General features: G+C 69.2%; 17 protein-coding genes. 7 read left to right on the top strand and 10 right to left on the bottom strand.

Going from position 1 to position 21,682, the window contains the following annotated elements; translation table 11 throughout:
- Positions 1-113 precede the first annotated feature (113 nt).
- The 8 genes from serS to kdpF all read right to left on the bottom strand — a co-directional run bounded on the left by serS (position 114) and on the right by kdpF (position 11,453).
- The gene (serS, locus tag FS845_RS05860) at positions 114-1,454 is read right to left on the bottom strand and encodes a serine--tRNA ligase (protein WP_144631164.1); all 1,341 of its coding nucleotides are present in this window, start codon (positions 1,452-1,454) and stop codon (positions 114-116) included.
- Positions 1,455-1,510: 56 nt separating this feature from the next.
- On the bottom strand, positions 1,511-2,848 hold the full coding sequence (locus tag FS845_RS05855; protein WP_144631162.1) for a replication-associated recombination protein A: 1,338 nt from the start codon (positions 2,846-2,848) through the stop codon (positions 1,511-1,513).
- A gap of 166 nt (positions 2,849-3,014) precedes the next feature.
- The gene (gene kdpE / locus FS845_RS05850) at positions 3,015-3,707 is read right to left on the bottom strand and encodes a two-component system response regulator KdpE (protein WP_144631160.1); all 693 of its coding nucleotides are present in this window, start codon (positions 3,705-3,707) and stop codon (positions 3,015-3,017) included.
- A gap of 8 nt (positions 3,708-3,715) precedes the next feature.
- Entirely contained in the window at positions 3,716-6,502 is a 2,787-nt protein-coding gene (locus FS845_RS05845; protein WP_144631158.1) for a sensor histidine kinase, read from the bottom strand.
- A gap of 54 nt (positions 6,503-6,556) precedes the next feature.
- Complete coding sequence (kdpC, locus tag FS845_RS05840) at positions 6,557-7,171, bottom strand: potassium-transporting ATPase subunit KdpC (RefSeq protein WP_144631156.1); 615 nt, start codon at positions 7,169-7,171, stop codon at positions 6,557-6,559.
- Positions 7,172-7,192: 21 nt separating this feature from the next.
- A complete protein-coding gene (gene kdpB / locus FS845_RS05835; protein ID WP_144631346.1) occupies positions 7,193-9,352 on the bottom strand; it encodes a potassium-transporting ATPase subunit KdpB in 2,160 nt (719 codons plus the stop codon).
- 98 nt (positions 9,353-9,450) lie between these two features.
- Complete coding sequence (gene kdpA, locus FS845_RS05830; RefSeq protein ID WP_144631154.1) at positions 9,451-11,364, bottom strand: potassium-transporting ATPase subunit KdpA; 1,914 nt, start codon at positions 11,362-11,364, stop codon at positions 9,451-9,453.
- Positions 11,364-11,453, bottom strand: a complete 90-nt coding sequence (kdpF, locus tag FS845_RS05825) for a K(+)-transporting ATPase subunit F (RefSeq protein ID WP_144631152.1) — start codon at positions 11,451-11,453, stop codon at positions 11,364-11,366. Before kdpF ends, kdpA begins: the two co-directional genes overlap by 1 nt.
- A gap of 652 nt (positions 11,454-12,105) precedes the next feature.
- Here kdpF and FS845_RS05820 point away from each other — a divergent pair.
- Positions 12,106-12,414: a DUF4212 domain-containing protein gene (locus FS845_RS05820; protein WP_144631150.1), complete on the top strand. Its 309-nt coding sequence runs from the start codon at positions 12,106-12,108 to the stop codon at positions 12,412-12,414.
- On the top strand, positions 12,414-14,477 hold the full coding sequence (locus tag FS845_RS05815; RefSeq protein ID WP_144631148.1) for a sodium:solute symporter family protein: 2,064 nt from the start codon (positions 12,414-12,416) through the stop codon (positions 14,475-14,477). Before FS845_RS05820 ends, FS845_RS05815 begins: the two co-directional genes overlap by 1 nt.
- Before the next feature lie 42 nt (positions 14,478-14,519).
- On the opposite strand, the gene FS845_RS05810 is transcribed toward FS845_RS05815, so the two are convergent.
- Both FS845_RS05810 and trxB read right to left on the bottom strand, forming a co-directional pair.
- Positions 14,520-15,203 (bottom strand): Smr/MutS family protein, encoded by a 684-nt coding sequence (locus FS845_RS05810; protein ID WP_144631146.1) that lies wholly within the window; start codon positions 15,201-15,203, stop codon positions 14,520-14,522.
- Positions 15,190-16,149: a thioredoxin-disulfide reductase gene (trxB, locus tag FS845_RS05805; protein WP_144631144.1), complete on the bottom strand. Its 960-nt coding sequence runs from the start codon at positions 16,147-16,149 to the stop codon at positions 15,190-15,192. The genes FS845_RS05810 and trxB overlap by 14 nt, the downstream gene beginning before the upstream one ends.
- 42 nt (positions 16,150-16,191) lie before the next feature.
- Here trxB and FS845_RS26705 point away from each other — a divergent pair, with 42 nt between their 5' ends.
- From FS845_RS26705 to dapA, 5 genes are all read left to right on the top strand, one after another.
- Positions 16,192-18,552: a DNA translocase FtsK gene (locus FS845_RS26705; RefSeq protein WP_144631142.1), complete on the top strand. Its 2,361-nt coding sequence runs from the start codon at positions 16,192-16,194 to the stop codon at positions 18,550-18,552.
- Entirely contained in the window at positions 18,552-19,190 is a 639-nt protein-coding gene (lolA, locus tag FS845_RS05795; protein WP_144631343.1) for an outer membrane lipoprotein chaperone LolA, read from the top strand. The genes FS845_RS26705 and lolA overlap by 1 nt, the downstream gene beginning before the upstream one ends.
- Positions 19,191-19,462: 272 nt before the next feature.
- Positions 19,463-20,257 carry a TorF family putative porin gene (locus FS845_RS05790; protein ID WP_144631140.1) on the top strand — a complete coding sequence of 265 codons (795 nt, stop codon included), beginning with the start codon at positions 19,463-19,465 and terminating at the stop codon, positions 20,255-20,257.
- A 141-nt stretch (positions 20,258-20,398) separates the two neighbouring features.
- Complete coding sequence (locus FS845_RS05785) at positions 20,399-20,701, top strand: hypothetical protein (protein WP_144631138.1); 303 nt, start codon at positions 20,399-20,401, stop codon at positions 20,699-20,701.
- The gene (dapA, locus tag FS845_RS05780; protein WP_260986161.1) at positions 20,698-21,681 is read left to right on the top strand and encodes a 4-hydroxy-tetrahydrodipicolinate synthase; all 984 of its coding nucleotides are present in this window, start codon (positions 20,698-20,700) and stop codon (positions 21,679-21,681) included. The genes FS845_RS05785 and dapA overlap by 4 nt, the downstream gene beginning before the upstream one ends.
- Position 21,682: the final 1 nt, after the last annotated feature.

The following is a 21,682-nucleotide window of genomic DNA, read 5'->3' as shown; positions in this document are numbered from 1 at the left end:
CTGAGCCCGGTTCAGTACCGAACTCAGGCCTTGAGCCTCTAGCTTCCTAAACTGTCCAACTTCTTGGGGTCAGTTCACTTTGCGGGCTTTTTACGGAGCGACAGAGTCGGCGGTCAGGGATTGAGCACCGCCAGGCCGCCCATGTACGGACGCAGCACCTCCGGCACCACCACGCTGCCATCGGCCTGCTGGTAGTTTTCCAGCACGGCGACCAGCGCACGGCCCACCGCCAGGCCGGAGCCGTTGAGGGTATGCACGAACTCGGGCTTGTTCTGCGCATTGCGGAAGCGGCCCTGCATGCGGCGCGCCTGGAAGGCTTCGCAGTTGGACACCGACGAGATTTCGCGCCAGGTGTTCTGGGCGGGTAGCCACACCTCCAGGTCGTAGGTCTTGGCGGCGCCGAAACCCATGTCGCCCGCGCACAACAGCATCACGCGATACGGCAGGCCCAGGCGCTGCAGCACCGTCTCTGCATGGCCGACCATGTCTTCGAGCGCTTGATAGGACTGGTCGGGCGCGACGATCTGCACCATTTCGACCTTGTCGAACTGGTGCTGGCGGATCATGCCGCGCGTGTCGCGGCCGCCGCTGCCGGCTTCGGAACGGAAGCACGGCGTATGGGCGGTCAGGCGGATCGGCAGGTCGGCGGCGGGCACGATGGTGTCGCGCGCCACGCTGGTCAGGGTGATTTCCGAGGTGGAGATCAGGTACTGGTCCTCACGCGCCACGGCGTTGCCCTGCTCATCCACCTTGTCGTCGTCGCCGCCCTTGGACACCGCGAACATGTCGTCCTTGAACTTGGGAAGCTGGCCGGTGCCGTACAGCGTCGAGCTGTTGACGATGTAGGGGGTGTAGCACTCGGTGTAGCCGTGCTCGCCGGTCTGCAGGTCGAGCATGAACTGCGCCAGCGCGCGATGCAGGCGGGCGATGGGGCCGCGCATGAAGCTGAAGCGCGCGCCCGACAGCCTGGCGGCCATGTCGAAATCCAGGCCCAGCGGCTCGCCCACGGCGACGTGGTCGCGCGGCTCGAAGCCCAGCGGGGCCGGGTTGCCGTCGGCGCCGGCCGCGGCGGGCAGCCAGCGACGCACCTCGACGTTGTCGTCGCTGGACGCGCCTTGCGGCACGCTGTCGTGCGGCAGGTTGGGCGTGGACATCAGCACGTCATTCAGCTGCTGCTGAATGACGGCCAGGTCGACTTCCAGTTGGCGCAGGCGCTCGGGGATGGCTTGCGATTCGGCCATCACGGCCGAAGCGTCCTCGCCGCGCGACTTGAGCTGGCCGATCTGCTTGGCCAGCGCATTGCGGCGCGCCTGCAGGGATTCGGTCTCGGTCTGGACGGTCTTGCGACGGGACTCCAGATCGTTGAACCGCTCCGTGTCGAAGTCGACGCCGCGGCTTTTCAGGCGGTCGACGACGGTTTGCAGGTCTTTGCGCAGCAATATCGGATCTAGCATGGTGTGTGGCTGTGGGTGAAAAGTCGGCGTTGGGGGATTTTAGCCTCCCGCATGCTTCACTTCTTGCGGGCCTCTTCGTCCAGCTGCCGCAACTGGGCCAGCTTGTCGGCGATCTTGATCTCCAGCCCGCGTGGCACTGGCCGGTACCAGCGCGGCTCGCGCATGCCCTCGGGCAGATAGGTCTCGCCGGCGGCGTAGCCGTTGGGCTCGTCGTGCGCGTAGCGGTAGTCGTGGCCATGGCCCAGCTGCTTCATCAGCTTGGTCGGGGCGTTGCGCAGGTGGATGGGCACCTCGCGGCTCTTGTCCTCTCGGACGAACGCGCGCGCGGCGTTGTAGGCGTTGTAGCCGGCGTTGCTCTTGGCGGCCACGGCCAGGTAGATGACGGCCTGGCCCAGCGCCAGTTCGCCTTCCGGGCTGCCCAGACGTTCGTAGGTGGCGGCCGCGTCGTTGGCGATCTGCATGGCGCGCGGGTCGGCCAGGCCGACGTCCTCCCAGGCCATCCGCACGATGCGGCGGGCCAGATAGCGCGCGTCGGCGCCGCCGTCCAACATGCGGGTGAACCAATACAGGGCCGCGTCGGGATGCGAGCCGCGAACCGACTTGTGCAGGGCGCTGATCTGGTCGTAGAAGGCGTCGCCGCCCTTGTCGAATCGGCGCAGGTTCTGCGACAGCGCGATTTCCAGCCATTCGGTGTCGACGGTGTCGCGGCCGGCGGACTGGGCGGACTCGGCCACGACCTCGACGGCGCTGATCAGCCGGCGGGCATCGCCGTCGGCCCACGCGGCCAGCTGGTCGCGCGCCTCGGCGGTGATCGACAGGACGCCGTCCGGTTCGGCGCCGTCGTTCAGGGCGGCGACGGCGCGGTCGACCAGCTCGGCCAGTTCCTCGGCGGTCAGCGACTGCAGCACGTACACGCGGGCACGCGACAGCAGTGCCGAATTGACCTCGAACGACGGGTTTTCGGTGGTGGCGCCGATGAACGTGAACAGGCCGCTTTCCACGTAGGGCAGGAAGGCGTCCTGCTGGGCCTTATTGAAGCGGTGCACCTCGTCCACGAACAGGATGGTGCGGCGGCCCTGTCCTTGCGCCACCTGCGCGGCCACGACGGCGTCGCGGATGTCCTTGACGCCGCCCAGCACGGCGGAAATGGCGATGAAATGCGCATCGAAGCCGTCGGCCATCAGGCGCGCCAACGTGGTCTTGCCCACGCCCGGCGGGCCCCAGAAGATCATGGAGTGCGGGCGGCCGGATTCGAAGGCCACGCGCAGCGGCTTGTCGGGGCCCAGCAGGTGCGACTGCCCCACCACCTCGGCCAGGGTGCGCGGCCGCAGGCGCTCGGCCAGCGGCGTATAGGGCCGGTGGGCGGGGTCGGCGGCGAACAGGTCGGTAGTCATGGCAAAAACGTGACGCTTGGGTGGCAGACCCAATTACACCACGCGCGCCAGGGCGGCCGGGTGGACGCCCGCGCCACGGCTGGCGGACCGCGTCGGCAGCATGGCGGCGGCAGAGAAAGCGCAGCCGACCGACGCGCCGAGCAGCGAGCCCGGATCGGCGGATCACTCAGGACGCGAACCGATATCCCACGCCGATTTCCGTGACCAGGTGCACCGGCTGCGCGGGATCGGCCTCCAGCTTCTGGCGCAGGTGGCCCATGTAGATGCGCAGATAGTGGTTGCTTTCGACGTGCGACGGCCCCCATACCTCGCGCAGCAGTTCGCGGTGAGTCATCACCTTGCCGCGATGCGCCAGCATGGCGGCGAGCAGGCGGTATTCGATCTGGGTCAGGTGCACGTGCTGGCCCGCGCGCGTCACCACGCGCCGCGCCATGTCGACGTGCACGTCGCCGAAGGCGATCTGCGCCGCGTTGTCGGCGCCGCCGCGCGCATGGCGGCGCAGCAGCACGCGCAGGCGGGCCAGCAGTTCGCCCACGCCGAACGGCTTGGTCAGGTAGTCGTCGGCGCCGGTGTCCAGCGCCGCGATCTTGTCGGTCTCGTGGGTGCGCGCCGACAGCACCAGCACCGGCACCTCGGTCCAGCCGCGCAACTCGCGTATCAGCGTCATGCCGTCGGCGTCGGGCAGACCCAGGTCCAGCACCACCGCGTCGGGCTGGCGCGTGCCGGCCTCGATCAGGCCGCGCCTGACCGTGTCGGCCTCGTGGACCTCGCAGCCCTCGGATTCGAGGGCCGTACGGACGAAGCGCCGGATGTGGGCATCGTCCTCGATCAGCAGTACGGTGGGTTGGTAGTCGAACATGGCAGGAATCAGGATGGCGCCGGCTCGGCGGGCGCGGCGGGCGGCGTGCCCAGCGGCAGTGTGAAGACGAAGCTTGCGCCATGCATATGGGCGCCGCCTTGCGGCGCGGGCTCGACCCAGATGCGGCCACGATGGGCCTCCAGTATCGCCTTGCACACCGCCAGGCCCAGGCCCACGCCGGGCGTGGCCGACTCTCGGCCGCCGCGCGTGAATTTCTCGAAGATGCGTTGCCGCATGCCCTCGGGCACGCCGGGGCCGTCGTCGCGCACGGCCAGGCGCAACGCGCCGTCCGCCGCCTGGGCGTCGATGTGGATGGCGCTGCCCGCTGGCGTGTACTTCGCGGCGTTCTCCAGCAGGTTGCACAGCACCCGCTCGATCAGGATGCCGTCGCATTCCACCAGCGGCAGGTCGGACAGCCGCGCCACGCTGACGCGGTGCCCCGCCAGGGTCTCGCGCATGGCCGCCAGCGCGACGCCCACAAGTTCCTCGATGGATTGCCATTCGGGCCGCAGCGGCGCGTCGCGGCTTTGCAGGCGCGCCATGTCGAGCAGGTTGACCACCAGCGCGTGCATGCGCTGCGCCTGGTCGCGCATGGCGGCGGCCGTCTCGCGCGCGGCGTCGGGCAAGGCCCCGGGGTCGCGCAGCAGGGTCTCGGCCAGGCCCACCAGGCTGGTCAGCGGCGTGCGCAGGTCGTGCGACACGGCGGCCAGCAGCGAATTGCGCAGCCGCTCGGATTCGATGTTGACCAGCGCCTGCTGCGCCACCTCGACGTAGTGCAGGCGTTCGAGCGCGATGGCGATCAGGGTGGCGTAGGCATCCAGTTGGCGCTGCGCCTCTGGCATGGCGGAGAACGGCCGGCCCGGCGCCTGCAGCGCCAGCACGCCGCGCACGCGCATGGGTGCCTTCAGCGGCAGATACAGCAGGGGGCTGTTGGACAGCGTGCCGGTGCCCGCGCCGGCCGCGCGGCCTTGGTCGTACACCCACTGCGCCAGCGACGGCTCCAGCGCCGCCATGTCGGGATCGACGGGCGAAGCCAGGACGAGCCGGTCGTCCAGCGCCAGCACGTACAGTGCGCTGCGGGCCCCGAACGCGGCGTTGAGGAAGGCGCTGGCCGCGGCCACGATCTGTTCCGGCAGCAGGGCCGAGGACAGCTCGCGAGCGAACTCGTACAGACCGCGCGCGTCGGCTTCGCGCTTGGCCGAGGCCCGCGCCTGCGCGCGCAGCCCCGCGGTCAGCTGCCCGATCAACAGGCCCACGGCCAGCAGCACGCTGAAGGTGACCAGGTACTGCACGTCGGACACCGCGAACGAATCCACCGGCTGCACGAAGAAATAGTCGAACAGGGCCACGCTGACCACCGAGGCCAGCGCCGATGGGCCGCGGCCATGACGCAGGGCCACGCCGACCACGGCCAGCAGGTAGAACATGACGATGTTGGTCTGGTGCAGCACCGCCGAAGCCAAGTGCGACACGATGGTGGCGACGGCGCAATAGCCCAGGGCCCAGGCGTAACCGCCGGCCGGCTGAGTCCCGTGCGCGTCAGGGACGTCGCCCGGACGGCGGCCCAGCATCAGCGGATCGCGGCCGGGCGGCGGCGCGGCCACGGACGGCGCCGCCACGCGGACCACGTCCACCTCGGGACAGGCGGCCGACAGCGCGTCGGCGAAGGTGCGGCGACGGCGCCACCAGCCGGGCGCCAGCAAGGCGTCCAGCCAGTGCGACGGCGAGCGCCAGCGGCCGCGAGCGCCGCGTCCCAGCACGGCCTTGGTGATGTTGTGCCGGCGCATGTAGCGCGCGGCGGCATCCACCAGGTCGGTGTCGGCCAGTGTCTCCGTGCGCGCGGCCAGCCGGTCGGCCAGCGCCATCGCGCGCTCAAGGTGCTGCTTCTGCTGTTGCGGCAGCGGCGCCACGCGCAACGCGGCGATGCTGACGACGTGCAGGTCGCATTCCAGCTGCTGCGCCAGCCGGTGGGCGCTGCGCACGACGTATTCGGCCTGATCGTCGGGCCCGATGCAGGCCAGCACCGCCTCGCGCGTGCGCCAGACCGGCTGGATCTCGCGTTCGTGCCGATACTCCTGCACGTCGTCGTCGACGTGCTCGGCCGTGCGGCGCAGCGCCAGCTCGCGCAGCGCGATCAGGTTCCCCTTGCGGAAGAAATTGCGCGTGGCGTGGCGCGCCTGGTCGGGCACATAGACGCGCCCCTCCTTTAGCCGCCGCAGCAGTTCGTCGGCGGACAGGTCGACCAGGATGACCTCGTGCGCCGCGTCGAAGAACTCGTCGGGCACGGTCTCCCAGACACGCACACCGGTGATGCTGCCGACCGCCTCGTTCAGGCTGTCCAGATGCTGCACGTTGAGCGTGGTCCAGACGTCGATGCCCGCGGACAGCAGCTCCTCGACGTCCTGCCAGCGCTTGGCATGGCGCGCGCCCGGCGCGTTGGAATGGGCCAGCTCGTCGACCAGCAGCAGGCCTGGCCGGCGCGCCAGCGCGCCGGCCAGGTCGAACTCGTCCAGGACATGGCCGCGATAGGCCAGTTGCTGCGGCGGCAGCGCGTCCAGGCCCTGCAGCAGCGCCGCGGTTTCCTTGCGGCCGTGGGTTTCCACCACGCCGGCCACCACGTCGACGCCCTGCTCGCGCTGCGCGCGGGCGGCGGCCAGCATGGCGTAGGTCTTGCCCACCCCGGCCGAGGCGCCGAAATAGATGCGCAGCTTGCCGCGGCCCGCCTGGGCGGACGCGTCGTCCAGGTGCTTCAGCAGCCGGTCTGGGTCGGGACGATCGCTACCGGGGTCGGCCATGATGCGCGATGGGAAAAGGGGCAGCCATACTATACGCCGCGGCGGGCATGCGGCTTACTTGCTCGCGCCGGGCCGCAGCGCGTCCAGCGCCAGGTTCAGCGGCAACACGTTCACGGCGAGGTCGCCGGTCAGGCCCAGCCACGGGCCGTCGGTGTGCACCTGCACCAGCTTGCGCACCTCGGCCTCGGGCAGGCCGCGCACGCGGGCCACGCGGCGTACCTGGTATTCGGCCGCGGCCGGGCTGATGTGCGGGTCCAGGCCGCTACCGGACGCCGTGACCAGATCGACCGGGATTCGCGCCGTGTTGTCCGGGTCAGCCGCGCGCAGGGCAGCGATGCGGTCCTGCACGGCCTGGGCCAGCGCCGGATTGGTCGGCCCGAGGTTCGAGCCCCCGGACGCGCCGCCGTTGTACGCCATCGGCGCGGTGGCCGACGGACGGCTCCAGAAATAGCCCGGCGAACTGAACGGCTGGCCGATCAGCTCCGAGCCGACCACTTGGCCGTCGCGCTCGATCAGCGATCCCGCCGCCTGGCGCGGAAACAGCACGCCGGCCACGCCGGTGGTCAGCAGCGGATAGGCCAGGCCGGTGATGAGCGACAGCAGCACGAACACCGTCAGCGCGGGCCGCAGCAGGCTTTGCTGCCGGGGGGAAGATGTGGAGGTTTGCATGAGAATGTCCTGGTAAGGAAATCAGGCCCAGCCGAACGCGACCAGCGCCATGTCGACCAGCTTGATGCCGGCAAATGGAACCAGCAGGCCGCCTAGGCCGTAGATCAGCAGGTTGCGCCGCAGCAGCACGGCCGCGCCCAGCGGGCGGTAGCGCACGCCCTTCAGCGCCAGCGGGATCAGCGCGATGATGATCAGCGCGTTGAAGATCACGGCCGACAGGATGGCCGAGGCCGGCGTGGCCAGCTGCATGACGTTGAGCACGCCCAGCTGCGGATACACGGCCGCGAAGGCCGCGGGAATGATGGCGAAGTACTTGGCCACGTCGTTGGCGATGCTGAAGGTGGTCAGCGCGCCGCGCGTCATCAGCATCTGCTTGCCGATCTCGACGATCTCGATCAGCTTGGTGGGATTTGAATCCAGGTCCACCATGTTGCCGGCTTCCTTGGCGGCCTGCGTGCCCGAGTTCATGGCCACGGCCACGTCGGCCTGGGCCAGCGCGGGCGCGTCGTTGGTGCCGTCGCCCGTCATTGCCACCAGGCGGCCTTCCTGCTGGTAGGCGCGGATCAGCTTGAGCTTGGCCTCGGGCGTGGCCTCGGCCAGGAAGTCGTCCACGCCCGCCTCGGCCGCGATAGAAGCCGCCGTCAGCTTGTTGTCGCCGGTGATCATCACCGTCTTGATGCCCATGCGGCGCAGCTCGGCGAAGCGCGGCTGGATCTCCGGCTTGACGATGTCCTTCAGCTCGATCACGCCCAGCGCGCGGGCGCCGTCGCCCACGGCCAGCGGCGTGCTGCCGCGCCGCGCCACGGTCTCGGCATCGCGCCCCAGCGCGGCGGGCAGCGACGCGCCCTGCGCCTTCAGCCACGCGCCCACGGCATCCACCGCGCCCTTGCGGATCTGGCGGCTGCCCGCGTCGACGCCGCTCATGCGTGTCTGCGCCGTGAAAGGCACGGCCTGGGCGCCGGCCAATGCCGGGGCCGGCGCATCGAGCGTGCGGTCGGCCAGCGCCACGATGCTGCGGCCCTCCGGCGTCTCGTCGGCCATCGATGCCAGGCGCGCGGCCTCGGCCAGCTCCTGCACCGTCACGCCAGGCGCCGGCAGGAAGGCCGACGCCTGGCGGTTGCCGAAGGTGATGGTGCCGGTCTTGTCCAGCAGCAGCACGTCCACGTCGCCCGCGGCTTCCACCGCGCGACCCGACGTGGCGATCACGTTGGCCTGCATCATGCGGCTCATGCCGGCCACGCCGATGGCCGACAGCAGGCCGCCGATGGTAGTGGGGATCAGGCAGACCAGCAGCGCCACCAGCACCGTCACCGAGACGATGCTGCCCGCGCCCGCCGCATCCACCGCATACACCGAGAACGGCAGCAGCGTGACGCAGACCAGCAGGAAGACGATGGTCAGGCCCACCAGCAGGATGGTCAGCGCCAGTTCGTTGGGCGTCTTCTGACGCTTGGCGCCCTCGACCATCGAGATCATGCGGTCGAGGAAGCTCTGGCCGGGATCGGCCGCGATGCGCACGAAGATCCAGTCGGACAGCACGCGCGTGCCGCCCGTGACCGACGAGAAGTCGCCGCCGGACTCGCGGATGACGGGCGCGGACTCGCCGGTGATGGCGCTTTCGTCCACGGACGCGATGCCGGCCACGACCTGGCCGTCGCCAGGGATGGTCTCGCCGGCCAGCACCAGCACGACGTCGCCCTTGCGCAGCTCTCCCGACGGACGCGCTTCGCCGCGGGACTGCCAGACGCGCGGCGTGGCGCCCGCCTCGTCGCTGTCGCGGAAGGTCTTCAGCACGCGGGCCTGGATGGTGGTGCGCAGCCCTCGCAGCGTGGCCGCCTGCTGCTTGCCGCGCCCTTCGGCCAGCGCCTCGGCGAAATTGGCGAACAGCACCGTGAACCACAGCCACACCGAGATGGCCAGGATGAAGCCGGCGGGGGCCTCCGCCACACCGGCCAGCGCCATGGCCCACAGCACGGTGGTCAGAATGCTGCCGATATAGACGACGAACATCACCGGGTTGCGGACCTGCGCGGCGGGCGAGAGCTTGGCCAGGCTGTCGCGCAGCGCGGGCCCCACCAGCGAGGGCGACCAGAAGCCGAACTGGCGGGGGGCGGGAGGTTCCAGGCTGGAGGGCGCGACGGCGGAAGGCGCAGCGCCGGTATGCGCAGCACCCGTATGCATGGCGCCCGTATGCACGGCGCCTTCCTGCGCATTGCCGCCGCCCTCGGCCGGGGCCAGGGATTTGGAGGATTGATCCATGATGTTTCTACCGAATGCGTTCAAGGTTTCGCCACGTGGACGGCGTTCTGCAGGTGCTCGGCCACGGGGCCCAGCGCCAGCGCAGGCACGTAGGTCAGCGCGCCGACCAGCATCACCGAGCCGATCAGCAGCACCGCGAACAGAGGGCCCGTGGTCGGCATGGTGCCGGGGCCCTGCGGCAGTCGCGGCTTGGCGACCAGCGAGCCGGCCAGCGCCAGCAGCGCGACGATGGGCGCGAAGCGGCCGCCCCACATGGCGATGCCCAGCAGCACGTTGTAGAACGGCGTGTTGGCGGACAGACCCGCGAACGCGCTGCCGTTGTTGTTGGCGGCCGAGGACAGGGCGTACAGGATTTCCGAGAAACCGTGGATGCCCGGGTTGAGCACCCCCGCGCGGCCGGCGCCGGCCAGCACGGCCACGGCCGTGCCCGCCAGCACCAGCAGCGGCGTGGCCAGCAGCACCAGCGCCACCATCTTCATGTCGTAGGCCTCGATCTTCTTGCCCAGGTACTCCGGGGTGCGCCCGATCATCAGCCCGGCGATGAACACCGCCAGGATCGCGAAGGCCAGCATGCCGTACAGGCCCGCGCCCACGCCGCCGAACACCACTTCGCCCAGTTGCATCAGCAGCATCGGCGGCAAACCGCCCATGGCCGAGAACGAGTCGTGCATGCCGTTGACCGCGCCGCACGACGCCGCGGTGGTCACCGTGGCGAACAGCGCGGTGGGCGCGATGCCGAAGCGCACCTCCTTGCCTTCCATGTTGCCGCCGGGCAGCAGCGCGGCGCTGGAAGCCGCGAGGCTGGCCGCGCCATTGCCGGCCGCGCCGAAGCCGGCCGCGCCGACGCCGGCCGCGCCGCCATCCGAACCGCCGGCTGCGGTGGCGACTCCGCTCGCAGCGCCTTGCGCCAGCGCTGGCGTGGTCTGGTTCTCGAAGTACGAAGTCGCCAGCGCGAACACCACGAACATCGCCGTCATGGCCGCCAGGATGACGGCGCCCTGCCTGCGGTTGCCCGCCATCTCGCCGAAGCTGAAACACAGCGCCGCCGGGATCAGGAAGATCGCCCACATCTCCAGCAGGTTGGCCAGCGGCGTGGGATTCTCGTACGGGTGCGCGGAGTTTGCATTGAAGAAGCCGCCGCCATTGGTGCCCAGCAGTTTGATGGACTCCTGCGAGGCCACCGGTCCCATGGCCAGGGTCTGCTGGCGGGTGCTCAGCGTTTCCATCACGGGCTTGCCGTCGGCATCCAGCACCGGCTGGCCCTGGGCATCGACCTTCGGCGCGCTGTATTGCTGCGCTTCCACGGCCTGCGCCTGCACGTACGGGTCCAGGTTCTGGATCACGCCCTGCCCCACCAGGACCATGGCCAGCGCGAAGGCCAGCGGCAGCAGCACGTACAGCGTGCTGCGCACCATGTCCGTCCAGAAGTTGCCGACCGATCGCGCGCTGTGCCGGGTCAGGCCGCGGATCAGCGCGAACAGCACGGCGATGCCGGTGGCGGCCGACACGAAGTTCTGCACGGTCAACGCCAGCATCTGCGTCAGGTAGCTCATCGTGGCTTCGCCGGCGTAGCCCTGCCAGTTGGTGTTGGCCACGAACGAGATGGCAGTGTTCAACGAGGAATCGGGCGACACCGCCCCCAGTCCCGCCGGATTCCACGGCAGCCCGCCCTGCAAACGCTGCAGCGCGTAGACCGCCACGAATCCCAGTACGTTGAACAGCAGCAGGGCCAGCACATAATGCTTCCAGCCCATCTCGGCCCGGGGGTCGACGCCGGCGGCCCGATAGCACAGGCGCTCCAGCGGCCGGCCCCAGCCGGTCAGCCGATACTGGCCGTTTTCCATCGCCTCTTTGATATAACGCCCCAGGAACGGGGCCACGCCCAGCAGCACGGCCAGGAAGACCGCCAGCAGGGCGACGAATCGCGGATCCATCAGAACTTCTCCGGTTGGAACAGCGCGGCCAGCAGGTAGACCATGAGCAGGGCCGCGACGATGCCGCTGATCCAGTAGATGGCGGTCATGCGCGCTCTCCCGAGGACAGGCGGGCGCAGAAGGCGACCAGCGCCCACGTCAGGCCCGCCATCGCGCCGAACGCGGCGAGGTACAGGAAATCCATGTTTTTCTCCCCGGAGGCAGGACCTCCGAACAAGGCGGAGGCAGCCCCCGCCAGACCCTGCGCAGGTTACGGAGACGGGGGTAAAAACGGGATATAGGTTCGGCGGGCGGGTGTAAAAACGGTATAAATGCCGGAATTGCACCAAAGAGGTGCCATCAAGGCGTCATGAAGACGTGTCGCCCGATGCCCCGGTTTGTCCCAAAAATGGCGTATTTGTCAGGCTTCTGCCATGTGATGGTCGAATTCAGCGAATTTTCTGGCTGAACGCACCATATTGGTGCTCTATATAACTAAATGAATGCGCCGAATTAGGGCATTCCCCTAGTGTGACAGTCCCGTAACTGGTGCAGAATCCTGTCCATGCAGGTGAGGAGACAGAAAGCCCTTAAGGGCTTCCAGACAACCGGCGGCACCGGTATATAAATAAAAGCAGTACAAGAAAAGCAAACGCACAACGGCTGGCACGACACACTGTGCCGGCCGTTGTCGCATTCGCGCTTCGCAAATCGCCCATCGGCAGCGGACACGGATGCGCAGCGCCCCTACCCAGGTCGAGCATGCCGGCATCCCAGGTCCGTCCCTCTGCTTCGCGCTACTGGCGCCGCAACGTGCGGCTGATCCTGCTGCTGCTGGCGGTGTGGATCGCCCTGACCGCCACCCCCGCGCTGTTCACCGGTTACCTCTCCTTCGAATTCATCAGCTGGCCCTTCCCGTTCTGGCTGGCCGCGTATGGCGCGCCCCTGGCCTATCTGCTGATCGTGGCCGTGTACGGCGCGCTGATGAACCGCGCCGACGCTCGCGCAGAAGAAGAACAGGACCGGGAACAGGCACAAGCCGGCGACCACGGCCAGGACGGACCGCGCTGATGCCGTTTTCCGCCGACACCCAGCACGAGTTCGGCCTGCGGCTGCGCCGTATCTATCTGCTGTACACGGCAGGCTTCGGCCTGCTGGTGCTGCTGCTGGCGCTGGCCGAGATGGCCGGGCTGTCGCGCAACTGGATCGGCTACGCCTTCCTCATCGTTACCGTCAGCCTGTACGCCTGCATCGGCATCGTGTGCCGCACGTCCGACCAGGTCGAGTACTACGTGGCGGGCCGCCGCGTGCCCGCCGTCTACAACGGCATGGCCACGGCGGCGGACTGGATGTCGGTCGCTTCATTCATCGGCGTGGCCGGCACGCTGTACCTCACCGGCTACGGCGGCCTGGCCTATGTGATGGGCTGGACCGGCGGCTACGTGCTGGTAGCGCTGCTGCTGGCGCCCTACCTGCGCAAGTTCGGCCAGTACACCATTCCCGATTACCTGGGCGCGCGCTACGGCGGCAACCTGCCGCGGTTGATGGGCGTGGCCTGCGCGGTGCTGTGCTCGTTCACCTACCTGGTGGCGCAGATCTACGGCGTGGGCATCATCACCACGCGCCTCACCGGCATCTCGTTCGAGCTGGGCATCTTCGTGGCGCTGGGCGGCATGCTGGTGTGCTCGTTCCTGGGCGGCATGCGCGCGGTCACGTGGACGCAGGTGGCGCAATACATCATCCTGGTCATCGCCTACCTGGTGCCGGTGATCTGGCTGTCGGTGAAGCACACGGGCAGTCCCGTGCCGCAGTTGTCCGCGGGCTCGGTGCTGCAGCAGGTCACCGAAAAGGAAATCCACCTGCAGAACGACGCGGCCGAACAGGAAGTGCGGCGGCTGTGGCGCGAGCGCGCGCGGGAGATGACGGCGCGCCTGGACGCCCTGCCGCAGTCCTGGGCCGACGAGAAGGACAGGCTGCGCACGCAGCTGGCCGCGCAGATCGCGGCCGACGCGCCCATGGTGGAAGTCCGTTCGCTGGAGCGCGAGCTGGCCACTTATCCCGCCGATCCCGCCGCCGCGCGCGCGGCCTGGGCGCAGGCGCGCGCCGCCTACGAGGCGCGCGGCTCGCCGCCCACGCCGCACGCCCAGCCCTTTCCGGCACGGGACGACACCGACCGGCGCGACATGCGCATCAACTTCCTGGCCCTGGTGCTGTGCCTGATGCTGGGCACCGCCGGCATGCCGCACATCCTGATGCGCTCGTACACCACGCCGTCGGTGGGCGACGCACGCCGCTCGGTGTTCTGGGCCCTGCTGTTCATTCTGCTGCTGTATTTCACCGCGCCGGCGCTGGCATTGCTGGTCAAGCACGAGGTGTATGCGCAGGTGGTGGGCATCCGCTTCAGCGACCTGCCCAATTGGGTGCACGCCTGGAGCGCCGTGGACAGCAATCTGCTGGAAGTGGTCGACATCAACCGCGACGGCATCGTGCAGCTGGGCGAGATCGGCATGGGTGCCGACGTGGTGGTGCTGGCCATGCCGGAGATCGGCGGCCTGCCCTTCGTCATCTCAGGCCTGGTGGCGGCCGGCGCGCTGGCCGCGGCGCTGTCCACGGCCGACGGCCTGCTGCTGACCATGTCGAACTCGCTGTCGCACGACATGTGGTATCGCATGGTGTCGCCCCGCATGCCCGCGGCGCGGCGCGTCATCGTCTCGAAGATCCTGCTGCTGCTGGTGGCCTTCGGCGCGGCCTGGGTGGCGGCGCGCAAGCCAGCCGACATCCTGTTCATGGTGTCCGCGGCCTTTTCGTTCGCGGCCTCGTCGTTCTTTCCCGCGCTGGTCATGGGCCTGTTCTGGCGGCGCGGCAACAAGTGGGGCGTGACGGCGGGCATGGCGGTCGGGCTGCTGACGACGTTCACGTACATGGCGCACACGCATCCGTGGCTGCGCGAATGGGTGTTCAACGTGCCGCGCACCGTGCCGGTGGACCTGTGGTGGGGCATCCAGCCGATCGCGGCCGGCGTGTTCGGCGCGCCGGCCGCGTTCGCCACCATCATCGTGGTATCGCTACTGACGCGGCGGCCCGACGCGGCGACCCTTGCGCTGGTGGACTACCTGCGCAAGCCGGGGACGTAGCGGAAGCCGCCCGCGGCGGCCCACGGCGCCCGCGCCGCATGCCTAGCGGCGTGCGGCTTCGGGCTGGCGCATCAGCACCAGCAAAGCACCGGCGCCGCCTTCGCGCTCCATGGCCTCGGAAAACGCCATCACGTCGGGCTTCTGCACCAGCCAAGTGCGGACCTTGTCCTTCAGGACCGGTTCGAGCCCCTGCGAGCCATAGCCCTTGCCGTGCACGATGCGCACGCAGCGGATGCCGTGCTCCAGGCATTCGTCCAGGAAAGACAGCACCGCGTGGCGGGCCTGCTCGACGCGCAGGCCGTGCAGGTCGAGCTCGGCGCCGACCCGCCAGTCGCCGCGCTTGAGGCGCCGCGCCGTATCGGGCGCCGCGTCCAGGCGGACGAAGGCGGTGCCGTTCTCGGAGAGCATGTGCGCGACGTCGCCGCCGTCGGACACGCCGGCGTCGGCCCGCACCGCGGGCTTCTCGCCCATGGCCGACGCGCGGCGCGAGGCCACGGCGTGGTCGATGGCGGGCTCGGGCGCGCGGCCGTGCTCGACCTTGTTGGCCGCCTTCATGGGCGTGGCCTGCTGCATGGCCTTCTTGAAGGCGTCGACGTCGTGCGCGGGCGCAGCCCGGGCACGGCGCGCCGCTTCCTCGCGTGCCTGGCGTTCGGCCTGTTCGCGTTCCTTGGCGAGCGTATCGTGCACCCGCTTCAGATCGGCCAGGCTGGTCTTAGTGCCCCGCATTTTCCAGCCAGCGCTGTGCGTCCAGGGCCGCCATGCAGCCCGTGGCCGCGCTGGTGATGGCCTGGCGATACACGTGGTCCTGCACGTCGCCGGCGGCGAACACGCCCGGCACCGAGGTCATGGTGGCCATGCCGTTCAGCCCGCTCTGCGTGACGATGTACCCGTCCTTCATTTCGAGGTGGCCGGCGAAGATCTCGGTGTTCGGCTGGTGGCCGATGGCGATGAAGCAGCCGGCCACGTCCAGGTCTTCGGTGGCGCCGGTCTCGGTGTGGCGGATGCGCACGCCCGTGACGCCGCTGTCGTCGCCCAGCACCTCTTCCAGCGTGTTGAACAGCTTCAGCTCCATGTTGCCGTTGGCGACCTTGTCCATCAGCTTGTCGACCAGGATGGGCTCGGCGCGGAACTTGTCGCGGCGATGGATCAGGGTGACCTTGCGGCACAGGTTGGACAGGTACAGGGCCTCTTCGACGGCCGTGTTGCCGCCGCCGACCACCACCACGTCTTTATTGCGGTAGAAGAAGCCGTCGCAGGTGGCGCAGCCCGACACGCCGCGGCCCATGAAGGCGCTTTCGGTGGGCAGGCCCAGGTACTTGGCCGAGGCCCCGGTGGCGATGATGAGCGCGTCGCAGGTGTACAGCTTGCCCGTGTCGCCCGTCAGGGTGAATGGCCGCTTGGACACGTCGACCTTGGCGATGTGGTCGAACAGCACCTCGGTTTCGAAGCGCTCGGCGTGCTGCTGGAAACGCTGCATCAGGTCGGGGCCCTGGACGCCGTGGACGTCGGCCGGCCAGTTGTCGACCTCGGTGGTGGTCATCAGCTGGCCGCCCTGGGCCAGGCCGGTCACCAGCACGGGCTTGAGGTTGGCCCGGGCGGCGTAGACGGCGGCGGTGTAGCCGGCCGGGCCGGACCCGAGGATCAGGACTTTTGCGTGCTTCGGCGTAGACATATGCAGACATTTTTAAAGTGACGTCTCATTATAATGAGGCCCATGCCGCGTATTTCCACTGCCTCCCCGCGCGCCTCGCGCAACACCCGCAATGGCCCTTCCGCCCTGCAGACGCGCATCTCCGCGCTGCTGCGCGAGGCCCGCTGGATCCTGTTCGCCGCCCTGGCCGCCTGGCTCACGCTGGTGCTGGCCACCTGGAGCCCATCCGACCCCGGTTGGTCGCACTCGGTCGCCTCCGGCACCATCCGCAACGGCGGGGGCACCCTGGGCGCCTACCTGGGCGACATACTTCTTTACCTTTTCGGCTATTCGGCCTGGTGGTGGGTCATCCTGCTGCTGAATCGCGTGCGGGCCGGCTATCGCCGCCTGGCCACGCAATTGCGCGGGCCGGGCAAGGACGACCCCTTGCCGCGCGTGCACTGGGAGGTCGGCGTCGGCTTCGCGCTGCTGCTGGTCGGTTCGCTAGGCATCGAGGCCCTGCGTTTGTACAGCTGGGGCATGCACCTGCCCGGCGGCACCGACGGCGCCAGCGGCGCGGGCGGCGTCATCGGCCAGATGCTGGCCGGCTGGCTGTCGCGCGGCGTCGGCTTCACCGGAGGCACGCTGGCCCTGCTGGTGCTGGTGGCCATCGGCCTGAGCCTGTTCTTCGCCTTCTCGTGGCTGCAGCTGGCCGAGCGCATCGGCAACGCCATCGAGGGGACGCTGCGCAACGTGCGCAACTCGTACACCGCCCGCCAGGACCGCCGCGTGGGCGAGGTCGCCCAGGCCGTGCGCAGCGAACAGGTGGTGGCCAAGCAGGAAAAGATGGTGCACGAACAGCCCGTGCGCATCGAGCCCGCCATCACCGTGGTGCCGCGCTCCGACCGCGCCGAGAAGGAAAAGCAGCAGTCGCTGTTCGCGCCCCCGGCCGGCGAGACCGACCTGCCCGCGCTGGGCCTGCTGGATCCGCCGCAGGCCAGCCAGGAAACCGTCTCCGCCGAGACCATCGAATTCACCTCGCGGCTCATCGAGAAGAAGCTGGCCGACTTCGGCGTGTCGGTGGTGGTGGTGGCGGCGCAGGCCGGCCCGGTCATCACGCGCTACGAGATCGAACCCGCCACCGGCGTCAAGGGCAGCCAGATCGTCAACCTGGCCAAGGACCTGGCGCGCGCGCTCAGCCTGGTCAGCATCCGGGTGGTCGAAACCATACCCGGCAAGAACCTCATGGGCCTGGAGCTGCCCAACCCGCGGCGTCAGATGGTCAAGCTGTCCGAGATCCTCGGTTCGCAGACCTACCACGCCAGCCAGTCCGTGCTCACCATGGCGCTGGGCAAGGACATCGCGGGCAATCCCGTGGTGGCCGACCTGGCCAAGATGCCCCACCTGCTGGTGGCCGGCACCACCGGCTCGGGCAAGTCGGTGGGCATCAACGCGATGATCCTGTCGCTGCTGTACAAGGCCGACGCCGCGCACACGCGCCTCATCCTCATCGACCCGAAGATGCTCGAAATGAGCGTCTACGAAGGCATCCCGCACCTGCTGTCGCCGGTGGTCACCGACATGCGCCAGGCCGCCAACGCGCTGAACTGGTGCGTGGGCGAGATGGAGAAGCGCTATCGCCTGATGAGCAAGATGGGCGTACGCAACCTGGCCGGCTACAACGCAAAGATCCGCGACGCCATCAAGCGCGAGGAGCCCATCCCCAACCCGTTCTCGCTGACGCCCGACCAGCCCGAGCCGCTGTCCGAGATGCCCATGATCGTCGTGGTCATCGACGAGCTGGCCGACCTGATGATGGTGGTGGGCAAGAAGATCGAAGAGCTGATCGCCCGCCTGGCGCAGAAGGCGCGCGCCGCAGGCATCCACCTGATCCTGGCCACGCAGCGTCCCAGCGTCGACGTCATCACCGGCCTGATCAAGGCCAACATCCCCACGCGCATCGCGTTCCAGGTGTCGTCCAAGATCGACTCGCGCACCATCCTCGACCAGATGGGCGCGGAAAGCCTGCTGGGCATGGGCGACATGCTGTACATGCCGCCGGGCACCGGCCTGCCCATGCGCGTGCACGGCGCCTTCGTGCACGACGACGAGGTGCACCGCGTGGTCGAGGCGCTGAAGGCCCAGGGCGAACCCAACTACGTCGAAGGCCTGCTCGAAGGCGGCGTCGAAGGCGACGGCAGCGAGGGCGCCAGCAGCGTCACGGGCATCGGCGGCGACGCGGAATCCGATCCCATGTACGACCAGGCCTGCGAAGTGGTGCTCAAGCACCGCCGCGCGTCGATCTCGCTGGTGCAGCGGCACCTGCGCATCGGCTACAACCGCGCGGCGCGCCTGCTCGAACAGATGGAACAGGCCGGCATGGTGTCGGCCATGCAGTCCAACGGCAACCGGGAAATCCTGGTGCCCGCGCGGGAGGAAGCATGATGGTAAAGACCCTACACCGATTGGCCGCCGTGGCGGTGCTGGGCCTGTGCCCGCTGATGGCCGCGGCGGCTGGCATGGCCGGCAGCGCGCAGGAACAGCTGAAGGCCTTCGTCTCCAACGTGCAGGGCGCCACCGGCGCGTTCACGCAAAGCACCTCTGGCACACAGGGCGGCAAGCCGAAGACGCAAAGCGGCACCTTCGCCTTCCAGCGCCCCGGCAAGTTCAACTGGCTGGTCAAGCTGCCGTACGAACAGCGCATCGTCGCCGACGGCAAGCAGGTCTACCAGTACGACCCCGACCTGGCCCAGGTCACCGTGCGCCAGGTCGACCGGGCCATCGGCACCTCGCCGGCCGCCATCCTGTTCGGCTCGGGCAACCTGGAACAGGCCTTCCAGGTCTCGCCGCTGCCCGCGCGCGACGGCCTGGAGTGGCTGCGCGCCAAGCCGCGAAGCGCCGACGCCGGCTTCTCGCAGGTCGACATCGGCATGAAGGACAACCAGCCCGTGCGCATCGAGCTGCTGGACGCTTTCGGCCAGACCACGCGCGTGGAGCTGTCCAACCTTCAGCCCAATCCCTCGCTGCCCGCCACCGAGTTCCAGTTCACGCCGCCGGCGGGAACCGACGTGGTGAAGATGTAGCGCGGCCTGGCGGGCATCGACGCCCGCTGTCGCGGCAAGTCGACGGCGCCTGCGGGCGCCGTCTTCACGTGGGCCGGATGCATGCGAGCTGGCGTCGCGTGCATCGGCTCCACGTGGATGGACGTCATGCGTGGGCTTCCCGTGCACCGAGTCCGCGCGCACGGTTTACGGCCCGTTTACGCACGGCCGCGCACTCTTTACGCGCGGCTTATGCGCTTGTCTCTACTGTGCGCACGGCGCGTCTTCGCGCGCATTCACAGGAGAACGACACCATGCCACACGCCCGCCTGCCCAGGCTTTCCAAACCCCTAGCCGCCGGCGCCACGCTGGCGGCGGCGCTGTGCCTGGCCGACGCCGCCCAGGCGCAGCAACAGCAGCAGCAAGCCGATGCGCCCGCGTCCTATACGCTCGGCGCCAACCTGTCGCTGGCCAGCCAGTACCGCTATCGAGGCCTCATGCAGACCAACAACAAGCCGGCCGTGTCCGCCGGCTTCGACTTCGTGCACGCCAGCGGCTTCTACCTCGGCAACTGGAACTCGAGCATCAGCTGGCTTGACGACAGCCATCCGGACGTGTCCGCCCCCATCGAGGTGGACTTCTATGGCGGCTACAAGGGCCGGCTTGCCGAAGATGCTCCCTTCGACGTGGGCGTGCTGCAGTACTACTACCCCGGGGACTATCCGTCCGGCTACACCAGCCCCGACACCACCGAGCTGTATGCCGGCGCCGGATACGGTCCGGTGTTCCTCAAGTACTCGTATGCCGTCACCAACCTGTTCGGCTTCGCGCGCAGCAGCGGCAGCCAGTACGTCGACCTGAGCGGCGACTTCGATACCGGCGTCTGGGGCCTGGCCGTCAACGCGCACGTCGGCTATCAGTACGTGCGCGGCCTGGACGACGGTTCGTACTGGGACTGGAAACTGGGCCTGACCAAGGACCTGGGCCAGGGCTTCAGCCTGAGCGCCGCCTACGTCGACACAAACGCCGACCGCCGGGTCTACACCAACACCAAGGGGCGCGACATGGGCCGCGCGGCGGGGCTGGTGACGCTGACCAGAACCTTCTGACGCGACACCGGCGTTGACGCCATTTTTATGGCGGCGGGCGGCATTTTTCCGCGGGGTTTACGGCGCGCTCCCTATAGTGGACTCGTCAGCCACCACGGCCAACGGCAGCCTGCCCCACCGCAGGCCCGCGCCCCAACCGCCATGCCCTTACCGCAACGCCAACACCGTCCCGCCATGCCCATCGCCATGCCGCTGGGCGACGCTGTCTCGATGACCGTGCGCATCGCGCCGCACGACGTCATGAATCTGCACCTGGCGCTGCGCCGCGCCGGCGACGTGCCCGCCGAAGTCCGCATCCTGGATGCCGATCCGGCAGGCGGCCCCACCACGATGCTGCTGCGCGGCACGCGCCATGACATCGACGCGGCCATGCACGTGATCATGTGCGCCCTGCCCAGGGCCGAATTCGGCGTCATCCATACCCTGACGGCGGTGCTGCGATGAACGCCGTCATGCCGCTCGATGCCCTGTCGACCACCGCGGCGCCGCGTGACGCCTTGCCCGCCAACGCCACGCCGCGCGACGCCTTGCCCGACGCCCCCGTACGTTTCGACGGCCTGTGGCTGCCGATGATCACGCCGCTGCGCCAGGGCCGCGTGGACCTGTATGCCGCGCAGGCGCTGGCGCGCCGCTACCGCGACGCCGGCCTGGCCGGGCTGGTGCTGTTCGGCTCCACGGGCGAAGGCAGCCTGCTGTCCATAGCCGAGAAATGCGAGGTGCTGGACGCCGTGCGAGGCGACGCGAATGCCCTGCCCGTGGTGATCGGCGCTGGCGGCATCGACACGCGCAGCGTCACGGCGCTGATCCGCCGCTTCGAACGCGCGGCGCCCGCCGCCTACCTGGTGCCGCCGCCGGCCTACCTGCGCCCCAGTCAGGCCGGCATCGTCTGGCATTACCACCAGATCGCATGGACCACCGAGCGGCCCATCATCCTGTACAACATCCCCGAACGCACCGGCGTGGCGCTGACCGTGGACACGATGGAAACCCTGGCCCGCGACCCGCAGTACGCAGCCGTGAAGGAATGCCATCCCGGCCTGCTGGCCGCATTGAACCAGCGCGGCCGCGTGCAGGCCTTGTGCGGCGCCGACGCCATGCTGATGGACCACTTCCTGGCCGGCGGCACGGGCGCCATCCCCGCGGCCGCGCACCTGTTCCCCGAGCGCTTCGTCGCCATGATGCGCGCGGCGCGCGCGGGCGACGCGCCGCGGGCCGAGGCCCTGTTCGCCCCGCTGCGCAAGCTGATCCGGCTGTTGTTCAGCGAGCCCAATCCGGCTCCTCTCAAGCGCGCGCTGTCCATGCAGGGGCTGATCGTCGACGAACTGCGCCAGCCCCTGATGCCGGCCAGCGCCGAACTGACCGCCAAGCTGGAGCGGACCCTGGCGCAGGCCGCGGAACCGCCTGCGCAATTGCCTGCGGCGTGAG

It is taken from the genome of Bordetella genomosp. 13, from assembly GCF_007679965.1.
Lineage (GTDB): Bacteria > Pseudomonadota > Gammaproteobacteria > Burkholderiales > Burkholderiaceae_B > Bordetella.
This window is presented reverse-complemented; position numbering and strand designations above follow the sequence as displayed.